The sequence below is a fragment of the uncultured Croceicoccus sp. genome, assembly GCF_947496385.1.
Classification (GTDB): domain Bacteria; phylum Pseudomonadota; class Alphaproteobacteria; order Sphingomonadales; family Sphingomonadaceae; genus Croceicoccus.
The window spans coordinates 1-15,853 of the sequence record NZ_CANMCP010000006.1 but is presented as its reverse complement, the minus strand read 5'-3'; the positions used below and the strand labels follow the sequence as shown (position 1 = coordinate 15,853).

Annotated in this window: 14 protein-coding genes and 1 tRNA gene; 11 read left to right on the top strand and 4 right to left on the bottom strand. The window is 63.6% G+C overall.

Annotated features, from left to right (window positions below; translation table 11 throughout):
* The first annotated feature begins 32 nt into the window (after positions 1 to 32).
* The 4 genes from pth to Q0897_RS10565 all read left to right on the top strand — a co-directional run bounded on the left by pth (position 33) and on the right by Q0897_RS10565 (position 3,306).
* On the top strand, positions 33 to 602 hold the full coding sequence (gene pth, locus Q0897_RS10580) for an aminoacyl-tRNA hydrolase (RefSeq protein ID WP_299309394.1): 570 nt from the start codon (positions 33 to 35) through the stop codon (positions 600 to 602).
* 97 nt (positions 603 to 699) lie between these two features.
* Positions 700 to 1,800 carry a redox-regulated ATPase YchF gene (gene ychF, locus Q0897_RS10575; RefSeq protein ID WP_202084691.1) on the top strand — a complete coding sequence of 367 codons (1,101 nt, stop codon included), beginning with the start codon at positions 700 to 702 and terminating at the stop codon, positions 1,798 to 1,800.
* 107 nt (positions 1,801 to 1,907) lie between these two features.
* A complete protein-coding gene (locus tag Q0897_RS10570) occupies positions 1,908 to 2,717 on the top strand; it encodes a DUF1206 domain-containing protein (protein WP_299309393.1) in 810 nt (269 codons plus the stop codon).
* A 49-nt stretch (positions 2,718 to 2,766) separates the two neighbouring features.
* The gene (locus tag Q0897_RS10565) at positions 2,767 to 3,306 is read left to right on the top strand and encodes a MaoC family dehydratase (protein WP_366519923.1); all 540 of its coding nucleotides are present in this window, start codon (positions 2,767 to 2,769) and stop codon (positions 3,304 to 3,306) included.
* Here Q0897_RS10565 and Q0897_RS10560 read toward each other — a convergent pair.
* Both Q0897_RS10560 and mutL read right to left on the bottom strand, forming a co-directional pair.
* Positions 3,289 to 3,807, bottom strand: a complete 519-nt coding sequence (locus Q0897_RS10560; RefSeq protein WP_299309390.1) for a hypothetical protein — start codon at positions 3,805 to 3,807, stop codon at positions 3,289 to 3,291. The genes Q0897_RS10565 and Q0897_RS10560 overlap by 18 nt on opposite strands.
* A 14-nt stretch (positions 3,808 to 3,821) precedes the next feature.
* The gene (gene mutL, locus Q0897_RS10555; RefSeq protein ID WP_299309388.1) at positions 3,822 to 5,657 is read right to left on the bottom strand and encodes a DNA mismatch repair endonuclease MutL; all 1,836 of its coding nucleotides are present in this window, start codon (positions 5,655 to 5,657) and stop codon (positions 3,822 to 3,824) included.
* A gap of 202 nt (positions 5,658 to 5,859) precedes the next feature.
* Between mutL and Q0897_RS10550 the strand changes: the two genes are divergently transcribed.
* The 6 genes from Q0897_RS10550 to Q0897_RS10525 all read left to right on the top strand — a co-directional run bounded on the left by Q0897_RS10550 (position 5,860) and on the right by Q0897_RS10525 (position 11,781).
* A complete protein-coding gene (locus tag Q0897_RS10550) occupies positions 5,860 to 6,906 on the top strand; it encodes a rod shape-determining protein (RefSeq protein WP_202084680.1) in 1,047 nt (348 codons plus the stop codon).
* 40 nt (positions 6,907 to 6,946) lie between these two features.
* Positions 6,947 to 7,828, top strand: a complete 882-nt coding sequence (gene mreC / locus Q0897_RS10545; RefSeq protein WP_299309386.1) for a rod shape-determining protein MreC — start codon at positions 6,947 to 6,949, stop codon at positions 7,826 to 7,828.
* Positions 7,825 to 8,382, top strand: coding sequence for a rod shape-determining protein MreD (mreD, locus tag Q0897_RS10540; RefSeq protein WP_299309385.1), 558 nt, complete (start codon positions 7,825 to 7,827; stop codon positions 8,380 to 8,382). Before mreC ends, mreD begins: the two co-directional genes overlap by 4 nt.
* Entirely contained in the window at positions 8,382 to 10,481 is a 2,100-nt protein-coding gene (gene mrdA, locus Q0897_RS10535; protein ID WP_299309384.1) for a penicillin-binding protein 2, read from the top strand. The genes mreD and mrdA overlap by 1 nt, the downstream gene beginning before the upstream one ends.
* Entirely contained in the window at positions 10,481 to 11,596 is a 1,116-nt protein-coding gene (rodA, locus tag Q0897_RS10530) for a rod shape-determining protein RodA (protein WP_202084673.1), read from the top strand. The genes mrdA and rodA overlap by 1 nt, the downstream gene beginning before the upstream one ends.
* A 109-nt stretch (positions 11,597 to 11,705) precedes the next feature.
* Positions 11,706 to 11,781, top strand: a tRNA-Lys gene (locus Q0897_RS10525).
* Between the two features lie 55 nt (positions 11,782 to 11,836).
* On the opposite strand, the gene Q0897_RS10520 is transcribed toward Q0897_RS10525, so the two are convergent.
* Entirely contained in the window at positions 11,837 to 14,176 is a 2,340-nt protein-coding gene (locus Q0897_RS10520; RefSeq protein WP_299309380.1) for an EAL domain-containing protein, read from the bottom strand.
* Positions 14,173 to 14,655 (bottom strand): methylamine utilization protein, encoded by a 483-nt coding sequence (locus Q0897_RS10515; protein WP_299309378.1) that lies wholly within the window; start codon positions 14,653 to 14,655, stop codon positions 14,173 to 14,175. The genes Q0897_RS10520 and Q0897_RS10515 overlap by 4 nt, the downstream gene beginning before the upstream one ends.
* A 225-nt stretch (positions 14,656 to 14,880) precedes the next feature.
* Here Q0897_RS10515 and Q0897_RS10510 point away from each other — a divergent pair.
* Positions 14,881 to 15,853, top strand: a 973-nt coding sequence (locus Q0897_RS10510) for a DUF3034 family protein (protein ID WP_366519922.1), incomplete at its 3' end; no start/stop codon positions are given.

The window sequence follows — 15,853 nt, the reverse complement described above, 5'->3', positions numbered from 1 at the left end:
GCTTTCGGCCCCGGCTGGGATAGGGAAACGCCATGCAATTATGGACAGGCCTTGGCAATCCGGGCGCCAAATACGCGCTCAACCGGCACAATGTCGGCTTCATGGCGCTCGACACCATTGCCGACATGCATGACTTCGGCCCGGTGCAGAAGAAATTCTCCGGCTGGTTGCAGGAAGGCCGCATCGGCGCGCAGCGTGTCCTCCTCCTGAAACCCGCGACCTACATGAACGAAAGCGGGCGTTCGGTCGCCGAGGCGATGCGGTTCTACAAGCTGGAGTTGGACGCGCTCACCGTCTTTCACGACGAGCTCGATCTCGACCCAATGCGCGTGAAGGTGAAGCAGGGCGGCGGCACGGCGGGCCATAACGGGCTGCGCAGTATCGACAGCCATCTCGGCCGCGAATTTGCCCGGGTGCGGCTCGGCATCGGTCATCCGGGGTCGAAAGACCGCGTTACCGGCCATGTCCTCGGCAATTATGCCAAGGCGGAGATGGACGATCTTGCCGCTATGCTCGGCGCCGTCGCGGCGGAGGCCGAATGGCTGGCGAAGGGCGATGGCGAGCGGTTCATGAACGACGTCGCCATGCGGCTGAACGGCTGAGGCATCACGAACGCGGTATCGGCCGCAATATCTGTTTTCTGGCCATGCCCCGCCGATCCGGCTATGGGCGCGGCTCAATCTATGACCGGAGTTTTCGATGGGTTTTCGTTGCGGCATCGTCGGCCTTCCCAATGTGGGCAAATCGACCCTTTTCAACGCGCTGACCGAAACGCAGGCGGCGCAGGCGGCGAACTATCCGTTCTGCACCATCGAACCCAATGTCGGCCAGGTCGGCGTGCCCGATGAACGGCTCGACAAGATTGCGGGGATCGCGGGGTCCGCGAAGACCATCCCGACGCAGCTTGCCTTCGTGGACATCGCCGGGCTGGTGAAGGGCGCGTCCAAGGGCGAAGGTCTGGGTAACCAGTTCCTCGGCAACATCCGGGAGGTGGACGCGATCGTGCACGTCCTGCGCTGTTTCGAAGATGACGATATTCAGCATGTCGCCAACAAGGTCGACCCGCTCGCCGATGCCGAGGTGGTCGAGACCGAATTGCTGATGGCCGACCTCGAAAGCCTGGAAAAGCGCGTGCCCGCCGCCGAAAAACGCGCAAAGACCGGCGACAAGGAGATGAAGATCGCGGCCAGCGTGCTGGGTCAGGCGCTCGAACTCCTGCGCGAAGGCAAGCCCGCCCGCCTGACCGAACCGAAGGACGAGGAAGAGGCCCGCGTGTTCGCGCAGGCGCAATTGCTGACCGCCAAACCCGTGCTTTACGTCTGCAACGTGGCCGAGGACGAGGCCGCGACCGGCAATGCGATGGCGGAAAAAGTGTTCGCCAAGGCCGAGGCCGAGGGCGCGCAGGCCGTCGTCGTCTCCGCCGCGATCGAGGCCGAGCTGGTCGGTATGGAAGGCGAGGAACGCGCCGAATATCTGGCTGAGCTGGGGCTGGAGGAAACCGGGCTCGCCCGCGTGATCCGCGCAGGGTACCAGCTGCTCGGCCTGCAGACGTTCTTTACCGCGGGGCCGAAGGAAACGCGGGCGTGGACCGTGGCCAAGGGCGCAAAGGCACCGCAGGCCGCCGGCGAGATCCACACCGATTTCGAGCGCGGCTTCATCCGGGCCGAAACCATCGCCTACGACGATTACGTGACGCTGGGCGGTGAAAGCGCGGCGCGCGAGGCGGGCAAGCTGCGTCAGGAGGGCAAGGAATATGTCGTCAACGATGGCGACGTGATGCTGTTCAAGTTCAACGTGTGAACCACCCGGAAAATCAATTGCTTCCACAACATAATTAACATTGGATTGGCCAGCGGGCACCATTTCGGGCCACCACCGTTGTCACACCATCAGAAGGGGAACTGACAATGGTAGACAAGTCCGAAAAATTTCGCTGGCTCGTGCGTCTCGGCTTCGCCGCGCGCGGCGTGGTCTATATTCTCATCGGCTATCTGTTCCTGTCCACCACCGGACAGAGCCAGGCCGATGATGGCGCGAGAGGCGCGTTCGATTATCTGCAGGACATTCCGTTCGGCACGCCGATCCTGTACCTGTGCGCGCTCGGCCTTCTGGGCTATGCGCTGTACCGGCTGAGCAGCCCGCTGTTCGACATCGAACATTACGGCAGCGACAAGAAGGGCATCGCCCACCGTGTCGGCCATGGCGCGAGCGGCATCGCGCATCTCGTGCTCGCCTATACCGCGTTTCAGTTCGCGCAGGGCAACAAGCAGTCGTCGGGCGGCACCAGCGGCGCCGAGGAGGCGACCGGCACCGTCCTGTCGATGGGGTTCGGCCCCGCGATCATCGGCATCGTGGGCCTCGGCTTTCTGATTGCCGGCCTCATGCAGGGCAAGAAGGCGATCACCGGCGATTTCATGAACCGCATTGCGGGCCGGGCGCCCGATTTCACCAAATATCTCGGCCATGCGGGCTATGCCGCGCGTGCCGTGGTGTTCGTGGTCATCGGCTGGTCGCTGATGCAGTCTGCCTGGTTCGACAGCTCTTCGCAGGTGAAGTCGCTGGGCGCTGCGGTTGCGTCGCTTCGCGATGACGGCGTCTGGTTTACGCTGGTCGCGATCGGCCTGCTGCTGTTCGGCGTGTTCAGCCTCGTGATGGCGCGCTATCGCACCGTGCCCGACCTCGGCCCCGATGGGCTGAAGCCGGCCTACCGCCTCTGATCCGTCGCGATCCTTTGACGCATCGCCCCGTGCCCGCCGATCGGCAGGCATGGGGCGGCGCGGCAAAGCGATCACCGGGCGCGGGCGTTGCGAAACAAAGCGAAACACGATGCTCTATTTCGAAGATATGCATGTTGGTGAGGAGGAGCGCTTCGGCTCCTATCGCGTGCAAAGGGACGAGGCCGTCGCCTTTGCCTCGCAATTCGACCCGCAACCGTTTCACCTTTCGGAGGAAGCGGCGCGCGATTCCATGTTCGGGCGCATCGCGGCGAGTGGCTGGCACACCGCGGCGATCAGCATGCGCATGATCGTCGATCATTATCGCGAAACCGGGCGCGCCATGATCGCGGGAATGGGTGTGGACGACCTTCGCTGGACCCGCCCTGTCTATCCCGGCGATACGCTGCGTTGTGAAACGAAAATCGTCGATACGCGTGACAGCAAGTCGATGCGCGATGCCGGCTTGGTCACCATCGCGGTGCAGCTATTCAATCAGGACGACATTCTGGTATGCCGCTATCGTTCCGCGGCGCTGTTCAGACGCAGACCACGGGACGCGGGCCCCGGTTCCTCAGCTCCCGCATTGTAAGGTGCCGGTTTCTTCGTAAACCGGCCGGTTTTTTCCGTCGAGGACCGCGATCGAACCGCTCCAGCTCACCCTCGCTATACCGTCCTGCGGCCCCTCTCCTTCGGGCTGCGCGATGCGGATGGCATATTCGCGGCCATCATATTGCGCCCATGTGCCAAGCGGCATGCTGGCCGACCCCTTGTCCGCGGCGAAGCTGACGATTTCGCCGTCCAGCTTCATATAGGCGCGGTCCGGCATCGCCATCATCATCACCGCCATGCCGTTGCCCTGTGCAAAGGCGCAGGATACGCCGAACAGGTTGTTGTCCTCGACATCGGAATAGCTGATCCGCTCGGGCGCGATCGGCATGACCGGCGGCGTATCGTGGGTCGCGCGGATTCTCGCGACATCGGCATCGTCCTGCGCCGGGTCGGACGATGCGCCATCGCCGCACGCGACAAGGAGCGCGGCAAGCAAAACGGTTGCCGCGGTGCGCGGGAAATGGTGCCGTGGGGTCTTCATCGCGGTATTCTCCCTCATTTCCGTCCGAACAGCTTTTCCACGTCCGCCATCGACAGCTTGACCCATGTCGGCCGGCCGTGATTGCACTGTCCCGATCGCGGCGTCCGCTCCATTTCGCGTAGCAGCGCGTTCATCTCCGCGACGTTGAGCCGCCGCCCCGCCCGCACCGAACCATGGCACGCCATCGTCGCCAGCACGAGATCGAGCCTTTCCTCAAGCAGGAGCGCGTCGCCGTTCACCGCGATATCATCGGCAATATCCTGCAACAGCTTCGCCGGATCGCCGCCGCGAATGGCGCCTGGCATGGCGCGCACCAGCATCGCATCCGGCCCGAACCGCTCCACCACGAGGCCCAGCGTGCCCAGCTTTTCGGCGGCGCCTTCGATACGGTCGCAATCGGTTTCGTCGAGTTCCACGACCTGCGGGATGAGTAGCGCCTGCGAACGGCGCGCGCCCTCCTCCGCACCGGCGGCCCGCAATCGTTCGAGCACGAGCCGTTCGTGGGCGGCATGCTGATCGACGAGGACGAGCCCGTCCTCTGCCTCCGCGACGATATAGGTTTCGGCGACCTGTCCGCGGGCGATGCCCATGGGAAAACGGGCGGCGTCCTGCGGCGCTTCGTCGGCGGGTTCGGCGCGGCCCTGCGGCTCGAACACGGGGGCGGCGATGTCGCGGGCGGGACCGTGGGATCGCGTGTCCGCCGTGGGGAAGGCCCCGAAAGTGGCCACGCTTTCCTGCACCGTAAATGCGCTTCGTTTCGCGGAATCGGTTTGCGCAGGCAGGTCAGCCTGCCACGGCTCGCTTTGCCATGCGCGCATCGCGGTTTGCGACGGGGCCTGTGCGCTACGCCGGTCGCCGGTGTCGAGCGCCTGGCGAAGGCCGCTCACGATCATGCCGCGAATGGCCTGCGGATCGCGAAAGCGCACCTCGGTCTTTGCCGGGTGCACGTTCACGTCGACCAGATGCGCCGGCATGTCGAGAAACAGCGCGAGCACCGCGTGCCGGTCACGCGCCAGCATGTCGGCATAGGCACCGCGCACCGCGCCAGTCAGCAGGCGATCCTTCACCGGGCGGCCATTCACGAACAGATACTGATGATCGGCGACGCCGCGATTATAGGTCGGCAGGCCGGCCAGCCCGGTCAGCCGCACTGGCTCGTCCACCTGTCCGCGCGTAAAGTCGATGGCGACCGCATTGTCGGCAAGCTCCCGCGCGATAAGGCGGCTGACCCGCGTGGGCAGATCCTCGTCCGGCTGCACCGCGAAAATGCGGCGCCCCTCATTGCTCAGCGTGAAGCCGATTTCCGGACGCGCCATGGCGAGGCGGCGCATGATGTCGTGACAGGCGCCATATTCGCTGCGCGCGCTGCGCAGGAACTTGCGGCGGGCGGGGACCTTGGCAAACACGTCCTCGACCCGGATGCGGGTGCCGGGGGGCAGCGCGGCGGGCTCGTCCGCGATGGTTTCGCCATGATCGACCACGCGGCGCCACCCCTGCGACGCGGCGCGCGGCCTGCTTTCGATGGTCAGGCGCGCGACACTGGCGATGGATGGCAGGGCCTCCCCGCGAAAGCCGAGAGTCGCGACCTCCTCGATCGCCTCGTCCGGCAATTTCGACGTGGCATGCCGTTCGAGCGCGAGCGCGATGTCGTCGGGCGCCATGCCGATGCCGTCGTCGGTCACCTCGATCCCCGTCAGCCCGCCCTGCTCCAGCGTGACGGTAATCTGCCGCGCGCCCGCGTCGATGGCGTTCTCCACCAGCTCTTTAAGCGCGGCGGCCGGGCGTTCGACCACCTCCCCCGCGGCGATGCGATTGATCAGGCTTTCGGGAAGGCGACGGATGCGGGCCATAATCCGCATCGTCGTAGCGCCAACTGTTGTGAATATCGAGTTGGCCCCTGTGGAAAAAGCTTCGCGGGAAGGTTAAAAAGATTTTCCCTTACCGCCCCAGTATCGTCTAGGGCGATGCGCGAGTCCACGATTGCGGTCGCCCTTCGGCCATGCGATGGACCCGGCTGGCGCAGCAGTAGATTTCACGGAAACGATTTTCACTATGGCTTCATTCTTTTCCCGCCTTTTTCAATTCGGTTCGCAGAACATGGCGATCGATCTCGGCACGGCGAACACGCTGGTCTATGTCGAGGGGCGCGGCATCGTGCTGAACGAACCGTCGGTCGTGGCGATCGAAACGATGAACGGCATCAAGAAGGTGAAAGCCGTCGGCGACGACGCCAAGATGATGATGGGCAAGACGCCCGACACGATCGAGGCGATCCGCCCGCTTCGCGATGGCGTCATCGCCGATATCGAAGTTGCCGAGCAGATGATCAAATATTTCATCAAGAAGGTGCATTCCAAGCGTAACATCCTGAAATACCCCGAAATCGTCATTTGCGTGCCGAGCGGTTCGACCTCGGTCGAGCGGCGCGCCATCCGCGACGCGGCGTCGAATGCGGGGGCGAGCCAGGTCTATCTCATTCTCGAACCGATGGCCGCGGCGATCGGCGCCGGCATGCCCGTCACCGAGCCGGTCGGCTCGATGGTCGTCGACATCGGCGGCGGCACGACGGAGGTTGCGGTCCTGTCGCTGCGCGGGCTCGCCTACACCACCAGCGTGCGCGTCGGCGGCGACAAGATGGACGAGGCGATCGTCTCCTATGTCCGCCGGCATCACAACCTGCTCATCGGCGAGTCGACGGCGGAGCGGATCAAGAAGAGCTATGCCACCGCCATCATTCCCGAAGACGGCGAAGGCGCGAAGATCCACATTCGTGGCCGCGATCTCGTGAACGGCGTGCCCAAGGAAATCACGATCAACCAGGCGAATATCGCCGAGGCCTTGTCCGAACCGATCGGCGCCATTGTCGAGGCGGTGCGCATCGCGCTCGAAAACACGGCGCCCGAACTCGCCGCGGACATCGTCGATCAAGGCATCGTGCTGACCGGCGGCGGCGCGCTGATCGCGGGGCTGGACGAATATCTGCGCGAGGAAACGGGCCTGCCGGTGACCGTGGCCGAAGATCCGCTGTCCTGCGTGGCGCTGGGCACCGGTCGCGCCCTGGAAGAGGCCGTGTATCGCGGCGTGCTCGAGACGGCCTGAACCGGGGCGTCGCACGCATTAATTAGGAGGGAGCGGACAGATGGCGCCGCCGATGGATCGGCGTCCGGGATTTTCCAAAAGGGCGCAGTTCTCAATTTTCACGAGCTATGTCGCGGCCGTGGTGGGCGGGATGCTGGGTCTTGTCCTGCTGGTCGTATCCCTGTTCCACCCCTCCGCCTTTGCCTTTGCCCGGACCGCGGCCACCGATGTTGCCGAACCTGTCGGGCAGGCATCGGCCATCGGACGCTCCAACGGCAAGTCGGTGATCGACGTGGTCGCCGGCTATATCGAGGCAGGGAGCAAGAACGCTGCCCTGCGCGAGGAACTGCGCGTCGCCCGCAGCCGCCTCGCCGAGGCCGAAGCGATCGAGGAGGAGAACCGCCGGCTGAAGCGCGTGTTGAACATGCGCGAAACCGATGGCCGCGCCGTCGCCGCCTCCCGCCTCATCGGGTCGACCGCCACGAGCAGCCGCCGCTTCGCCCTCGTCGGCGCGGGACAGCGTGACGGCGTCATGGTCGGGCAGCCGGTCCGGTCGCCAACGGGCCTCGTCGGCCGCGTGCTGGAGGTGGGTTCGCGCACCGCGCGCATCCTGCTCATCACCGATAGCGAGAGCGTCGTGCCGGTGCGCCGTACCCGCGGAAACGTCGCCGGATTCGCGCAGGGTCAGGCCGACGGAACGCTCATCGTCCGGCTGATCGAAATGGGGATCAATCCGCTGAAAAAAGGCGACGTGCTCGTCACTTCGGGGTCGGGCGGGCTGTACCGGCCCAACGTGCCCGTCGCGGTGGTCAAGGAGGTGACGCGAGACGGTGCGGTCGCGCGCATCATTTCGGACCCGGCGGCGACCGAATTCGTCACGATACAGCCGATCTGGCAACCGGTGACGGACCTGCCGCCGCCGCGCCCCGCACCCGGCGAATGAGCCTCGCCGGCGACCGGCTGCCCGGATCGGGCCTTTTTTCGCGGCGCATCAATCGTGCGCCGTCGCGCATTCTTGCGACCATCGTCCCCTGGATCAGCGTGGCGATGCTCTCGCTCGTCCCGCTCTCGCCGATCATTGCATCGGCTCCGGTGGTGCCGCCGCTCGCCTTCATGCTGCTGGTAAGCTGGCAATTGTTGCGGCCGGGCCTGTTGCCGGTATGGGCCGGGTTTCCGCTCGGCCTGATCGACGATCTGTACAGCGGACAGCCATTTGGCAGTGCTATATTCCTGTGGTCCGTCACAATGATCGTGCTGGACATGGTCGACGACTGGGCGCGGTGGCGCGGGTTCTGGCAGGACTGGATGGTGGCAAGTCTCGCCTTCGCTTCCTATCTCTGTCTGACCATGGCCATCGCCGCGCTCGCCGGTGGTCCGTTCGACCCGTCGCTTATCGTTCCGCAATTGCTGTTGTCGCTCATCATGTTCCCGCTTTTCACCCGCATCGTTGCCGTTCTCGACATGCTTCGCCGCGCCCGCGTGAAGGTGGTCGGCTGATGGCGTTCGGCTTTGGCAAGCGGGTCGCAAAACCGGAGCAGAGGGTCAGCGCGGGCGAACTCAACAATCGCTTCGACCGGCGGACGTTCTTCATCGGCGCGGTTCAGGGCGGCATCGGCCTTTTGCTGGCCGGGCGCATGACCTATCTCGCCGTCGCGCAGAACGAGAAATACGAGCTGGCCTCGGAGAGCAACCGGGTCGATCTCACGCTCATCCCGCCGCGCCGGGGGTGGATTCTCGACCGCGACGGTGTGCCGCTTGCCTCCAACCGGGCGGATTTTCGCGTCGATCTCATTCCCGACCGCATCGTCGACGTGGATCAGACGTTGCAGGTGCTGGGCGATGTGCTGGCGCTCACCCCCGCGGGCATTACCGATCTTCGCGACAAGATCGAATCGACCAGCGGTTTTCGCCCGGTAGAGGTCGCGACCGGCGTCGATTGGGAGCAGTTCGCGGCGTTGTCGGTTCGGCTGCCCGATCTTCCCGGTGTCGTGCCGCAGCGCGGATTTTCGCGCTATTACCCAACCGGCCCCGCCGTCGGCCACCTGCTTGGCTATGTCGGCACGGTGTCGGCGGAGGAGTACGAGGAGGAGCCGGAACCGCTGCTCATCACGCCCGGTTTCAAGATCGGCAAGGACGGCGTCGAGAAATATTTCGAGCATACGCTGCGCGGCGAACCGGGCGCCCGCCGGGCCGAGGTCACCGCGAGCGGCAAGATCGTCCGCGATCTCGACATGCGCGAGGATGTGCAGGGCGACCCGGTGCAGCTCACCATCGACGGCCCGTTGCAGGATTACGCGGCGCGGCGGCTCGGTCCCGAATCCGGGTCTGTCGTCGTCATGGATCTGAAGAACGGCGACATTCTTGCCGCGTCGTCCATGCCCAGTTTTGACCCCAACAGCTTTTCCGACGGGATCGGCCGCATCGAGTGGAAAATGCTCTCCGAAGACGACCATGTTCCCTTGCGAAACAAGGTGTTGAGCGGGCTTTATCCACCCGGTTCTACGGTTAAGCCCTTCGTGTCGCTGGCCTTCCTCGAAGGCGGGCTCGACCCTGAGGAATCGGTGGTGTGCAATGGCGGGCTGCGCGTGGGCAATCGCGTGTTCCGCTGCTGGAACCGGCGCGGCCATGGGCGCACCAATATGGCGAAGGGCATTTATCAGAGCTGCGACGTCTATTTCTACTATTTCGCGCAGCGTATCGGCATGGAGCGGATCGCGAACATGGCCCGGCGCCTAGGGCTCGGCTATCAATATCCCCTCCCCGTCGCGAGCCAGTCATACGGCACGGTGCCCGATCCGGAATGGAAGCTGAAGAAATACGACAAGGAATGGCAGGCGTTCGACACGGTGAATGCCACCATCGGGCAGGGTTACATGCTGGTAAACCCGTTGCAGCAGGCGGTGATGACCTCCCGCATCGCCAGCGGATTGCGGATACAGCCGCGCCTGCTCCTCGAAAACGCGCCGCGGCCTGCGCCCTCGCTCAACCTGCCCGAAGAACATCTTCAGGTCGTAAGACAGGCGATGCGCGACGTGGTGAATGGCCCCGGCACGGCGGGACGCGCGCGCCTGCCCATTGACGGGATCGAGCTTGCGGGAAAGACCGGCACGGCGCAGGTCGTCTCGCTCGCCTATGGACGCGGGGGCCGCGACGTGCCGTGGAAATATCGCGACCACGGGCATTTCATCTGCTTCGCGCCGGCGGACAAGCCGCGCTATGCCTGTGCCGTGGCGATCGAACACGGCGCCGGTTCGTCCTCCGCCTATCCGGTGGCGCGCGATGTCATGACCTTCCTGTTCGATGCGAACAAAGCGCTCGAAGTGCTTCATAACTATGAAAAAGAATGGGGCGGCACGGCGCAAGAACGGCTCTCGCGCAAATATGCCGCCTATGAACAGGCCTATGGCGGCGCGGCGCCAAAGCCGGAACAGGGCGAGATTCAGGACGCGGTCGAGGAAGGCCGCCGCCCCGCACCCAGCCCCAGCCCGGTCGACGCCGCCGGTGCCCCCCGCCCCCCCGAGGGCGACGCCCCTGACCCCGGCGTGGACGGCGCCGCCGGCGACGGCGATACGCCCGACACCGGGACGACGGATTGATGGCACGCGCGTCGGTCCCCGCCTTTATCGCACGCGAACCGTGGGGGGTGATCCTTCCGCTCACCGTGCTCGTCCTGTTCGGCGCGGCGGTCCTTTATTCCGCGGCGGGCGGGAATTTGTGGCCCTGGTCGCTGCTCCATGTCGTTCGGTTCGGTGTGTTTCTGACGATGGCATTCGTCATTTCGCGCTTTTCGATGGACTTTATCAAGGCAATCGCCGTGCCGGTCTATATCCTGCTCGTGCTGTTGTTGATGGCGGTGGAGGCGATGGGCTTTGTCGGTGGTGGCAGTCAGCGCTGGCTCAACCTCGGCTTCATGACGTTGCAGCCTTCGGAGCTGATGAAGCCGGGCATCGTCCTGATCCTTGCGCGCCTTTATGATCTCCTGCCGGGCGGGCATGTGCAGAATTTCAAATCGCTGCTTCCTCCTGCCGTTCTCATCGGGCTTCCGGTGGGGCTCGTGCTGTTGCAACCCGATCTTGGGACCAGCCTCGCGATCATGTTCGGGGCGGTGGTCGTGATGTTTCTCGCCGGGCTGCCGATGGCATGGTTCATAAGCGTCGGCGTGGCCGGAATGGCGGCGATCCCGGCGCTCTTCTTCTTTGCCCTGCACCCGTATCAGCAAAAGCGCGTCCTGACCTTCCTCGACCCCGAGAGCGATCCGCTGGGCGCGGGATACCACATCACGCAGTCGCAGATCGCGATCGGATCGGGGGGATTCTTCGGCAAGGGGTTCGGCAATGGTACGCAGAGCCACCTGAACTATCTGCCCGAACCGCACACCGATTTCGTGTTCGCGACGATGGCCGAGGAATGGGGCATGGCCGGCGGATTCTTTGTCATTTTCGTGTTCGGCCTGCTGTTGCGCTGGGGCTTGAAAGTGGCAATCGCGGCGCCGGACCGCTTTTCCCGCCTTCTGGCCGCGGGGATGACGGCGACGATCTTCTTCTACACCGCGGTCAACCTGATGATGGTGATGGGACTCGCGCCGGTGGTCGGCATTCCCCTGCCTTTCATGAGCCATGGCGGTTCCTCGATGATGACGATCATGATCTGTGTGGGCCTGATCATGGCGGTGAACCGGTGGAGCCAGCGCCGCGTCAGCAATTTCGACTAGATAAGCGAAAAACCCCCTTTTCACCGTCGCGACAATGTGTATATGGGGCGCTCCCGCAGCGGATCGGACCTTCCGGCCCGCGCGCGGCCTGCCTGCAAAGCGGCAGAGTGGACGCATAGCTCAGTTGGTAGAGCAGCTGACTCTTAATCAGCGGGTCCTAGGTTCGAGCCCTAGTGCGTCCACCATTTTCATTCCTGCGGAGTTCATTGGGACAAGTTGCCTTTTCGCAACCTCCCCGGCTTATTGTGCCGCGCGTAGCGGCTTGGCCTTCTCGCTGTCCCGCGCATCGAAAAAGACGTTGCGCGTCTCGTCGAGGCTCAGCCACGCTTCTATATCGCGCGCTGGCATGGGTCGGCTCAACAAAAATCCCTGAATGCTTTCGCACCCCTCTCGGCGAAGGATGGCGAGCTGCTCGTGATGCTCGACACCCTCCGCCAGCGTTTCCATTCCGAGTGCGCGCGCAAGGGTCGTGATGGCGCGAATGATCGCATGCCCGTTTCCGCCGCTTGCAAGATCGCTGACGAAACTGCGATCGATCTTCACCTTGTCGAAGGGGAAGGAGCGCAGATAGCTGAGTGAGGAATATCCCGTTCCAAAATCGTCGAGTGCGATCTGAACGCCGAGTTGGCGAAGCTCATGCAGCGTCGCAAGCGTCGTTTCAACATCGGCTATGAACACGCTCTCGGTAATTTCCAGTTCGAGCCGATGCGGCTCAATCCCGGATGCGGCGATGGATACCTTGATCCGTTCGATGAGGTTTGGCGCCGCAAACTGCCGTGGTGAAATATTGACCGCGACAGACAGATCGCCCGGCCAGTGTTTCGCCTGCCGACACGCCTCCTCGACGACCCAATCGCCGATGGGAAGGATGAGACCGGTTTCCTCGGCCAAGCCGATAAACTCGCCCGGCGCTACCATCCCACGGCTCGAATGATTCCAGCGGATCAACGCCTCGAAACCTTTCAGCCGGTCTTCCTTCAGGCTATAGAGCGGCTGAAAATAAAGCTCGAAGCCGCCCTGTACGACGGCTTCGCGAAGGTCGAGCTCCAGCTGGCGCCGTTGCCGCGCATGTTCGTCGAGCGAAGGTTCGAAAAAGTGCTGGCAGCCCCTTCCCTCCCTCTTCGCGCGGTCGAGCGCCAGGTCGGCATGTTTCATCAAGGTGACGCCATCGGAACCATCGCCCGGGGCGACCGCGATGCCAAGGCTCACCGTTACGGCCGTTTTGCGCCCTGCAATCCCTTGGGCAAAGCAGCTCTGAATTTTCCGGGCGAGCGCATCGAGATTCGTGCCCGGGGCAATGTCGTCGATCATGATCGCAAACTCGTCGCCGCCGAGACGCGCACTCGTTCCATTGGGCAAGTCCCGCTGGAGCGTCTTGGCAAGTTCGACGAGCATCGCATCTCCGGCGGGGTGCCCAAGCGTTGCGTTAACGGCCTTGAAATCGTCGAGATCGGCGCTCGCCACCATCACCTGGCGCTCCTTCCGCCGGCGGGAGAGCGCGAGCGTCAGCTGTTCTGCAAACAGCTTGCGATTGGGGAGATTGGTAAGCCCGTCGTGAAGTCCGACATGAACGATCTGCCTTTCGCGCTCCTCGATTGCCTCCATCATCTGATTGAAACTGGCCGCCAGCCGGCCGATCTCGTCGTTCGTCTCTACAGATAGCGCGACCCGCTCTCCTGCACCGATGATCCGGGTCGCCTCGTCCAGCTTGCGAAGCGGCGCGGTGATCGTCTTCGCCACGCGCCAGCTCAGCGCGACGACAAGCAGGAGCCCTGCCCCGGCGAGCGCGGCCAGCAGCCAGCGGATGGAAGAATATTGCGCAAGCGAACGGCTGAGCGGATATTGGAGGAGAAGTACCGGGTTCAGATCCTCCTCAAGCGTGCGCAGGTTCGACATGCGATAGAGGGTGCGACTGCTCCCGCTTCGTTCGAAAACCTCGCCCGGCGGTGCATTGGCCAATGCGCGCGGGAGGTTCGCTTTTCGTATGACCGAGGCATCGAGATCGATCGCGCCAAGATTGACGAGGCGCGACAGCTCCGCCTGATCGAGCGGCTGCGTCACGACCAGCCAGCCCACGAGATCCGGCACCTCGATCGGCGATGCGGCGGCAAGCGCCAGCTGCCCCCCTTGCGTGATCACGCCATAGCTCTGTCCATTATCGAGCGCGTTCCACAAGCGCGCCGGATCGGGCATGGCATCGCCGGTCGAACCGATGAGCGACGCGTCGTAGCCCACGACAAAGGCGGAACTGCTACCCGAACGCTCCCGCAGGCTGCCGAGCGCACTGGCCAGCGTGGGACGGTCGGCCGTGGCGACCGCCTCGCGAAATCCGAAATCGCGGGAGAGGATATCGCTCGAACTGCGCATCTGTCGGGCGCGCAGGGCGAGAATTTCCTCAAAAACACGGGCGTTTGTGGCAAGGTCGTTCGTCGCCGCGTTTTCCGCGAAACGATCGATGGCGCCGCCCACGATGGCGAGAATGACAGCGAGAACAGCGGCGAACAATGCGGCATAGAGGGCCGCCATGCGCAGCTTCAACGAACCGAAGCGGAAGAAATCCATACGCTCGATCGCGTTCACCGCAAGCGGACCCGGATCTTTCGGGAGAAGTCTCCGCTCATTGATATATTCATGCGCAATTCGCTGGCCGGCGCGCGCAAGCGCGGATGCCATACGGTCATGGCGGCATTTCCAGCGGGGATCCCCGAGATTTGCACGAAACCATTGCCGTCGGTTTTGGCGGCGAAAGGCGTTTCCACGACGCGAACATAACCGCGCATGTCATCGTGAATATTGCAGCCCAGTGCCGCCCCTCCGGCAATATCGAATTTCTGCGTACGCGTCTGATCGCGGCCGTAGAGATCAATTTCGAACCGGGCGATCCGCGAGAAGCTGTAGATGCTGTGTCGTACCCGATCGAGATTGGGAAAGGCGACCACGGCTCCCTTTGCGACGATCAGCGTACCCGGCGTGAATGTGAGGTCTTTTTGCGCCATGGCCGCGCGCCAGGCAAATCCGGTCGGCGGCCTGACCCCGCCTGCCGGCGTGATCTCGACCACAGCGTCACGCACCGGCATCCCGCGTTCGTCGACGATTTGCACCCGTGCGGAAACGTTTCCGGCAGCGATGATGGCCGTGGCCGGGAGCACAAGCGCGAGGCACGCGAGGAGGATGGCGACAAGTCTCTTCACCCCTCAGGCTGATAATGCCGAAAGCTTAATAAAGTGCTTGGGCCGACCCTGTGATTAGGGCGCTCTTAACGATGCGGCCGTAGAGAGCGGCGCATGAGCAAAGCCCGTTTCATTTTTCCGATTTTTCTCGCATCCGTGTCGGTCGCGATGCCTGCACGTGCACAGGATGCGGATATGCTCGCGCCGGACAATACCGATCCGGCAGTCCTGCGCGGTGGGAAGCTGTTGCTCACCAACGGCGTTACCACGGTCGAAGGCGCGAGCGGGGGCGGCATCGCCACCTGGGCCACGATTGGCGGGCTCGAAATGCGGGGGGACATCGGGCTCACCGGGCATGTCACGGTGGTGGAATTGCCCGATTTCGGATTTCAATCCCACGGTGTCGCGCTCGGCATCGCGAACCGGGTCGAACTGTCCTACACGCGTCAGAATTTCGACACGCGCGATGTTGGTACGGCACTTGGGCTGGGCGAGGGATTTTCCTTCAATCAGGATATTTTCGGGGCAAAGCTGCGGCTGTTCGGCGATCTGGTCTATGGCGATCCGCTGATGCCGCAAATCAGCATCGGAGCGCAACACAAGCGCAGCCGCGACGGCGCCATCGTTCGCGCGGTGGGCGCGCTGGACGCAAAAGGGACCGATCTTTTCATCGCTGCGTCGAAGCTTTTTCTTTCGCACAGCGTCCTGGCCTCGGCGACGGTGCGCCGCACCAGCGGAAATCAGGGCGGATTACTGGGCTTTGGAGGTCCGGATGCAAAGGATGCGCACCTGCAATTCGAAGGCTCTGTCGCCTATCAATTTTCGCGCCGGGCGGTCGTGGGCGCCGAATATCGAAGCAAACCGGACAATCTCGGGTTGGGCGAAGATGACTGGATGGACATTTTTGCCGCATATGCCGTGACCGACCATGTGACGATCACCGCTGCCTATTCCGACTTGGGATCCATCGCCACGTTCGAGGACCAGCGCGGCGCTTTTCTGTCGGCGCATGTCCGTCGTCAGAACATTTGGCACAAGTCGCGGCGTAAATTAGCGGAGTGCGGGCCTCGTCTCAGGGTTGATGTTA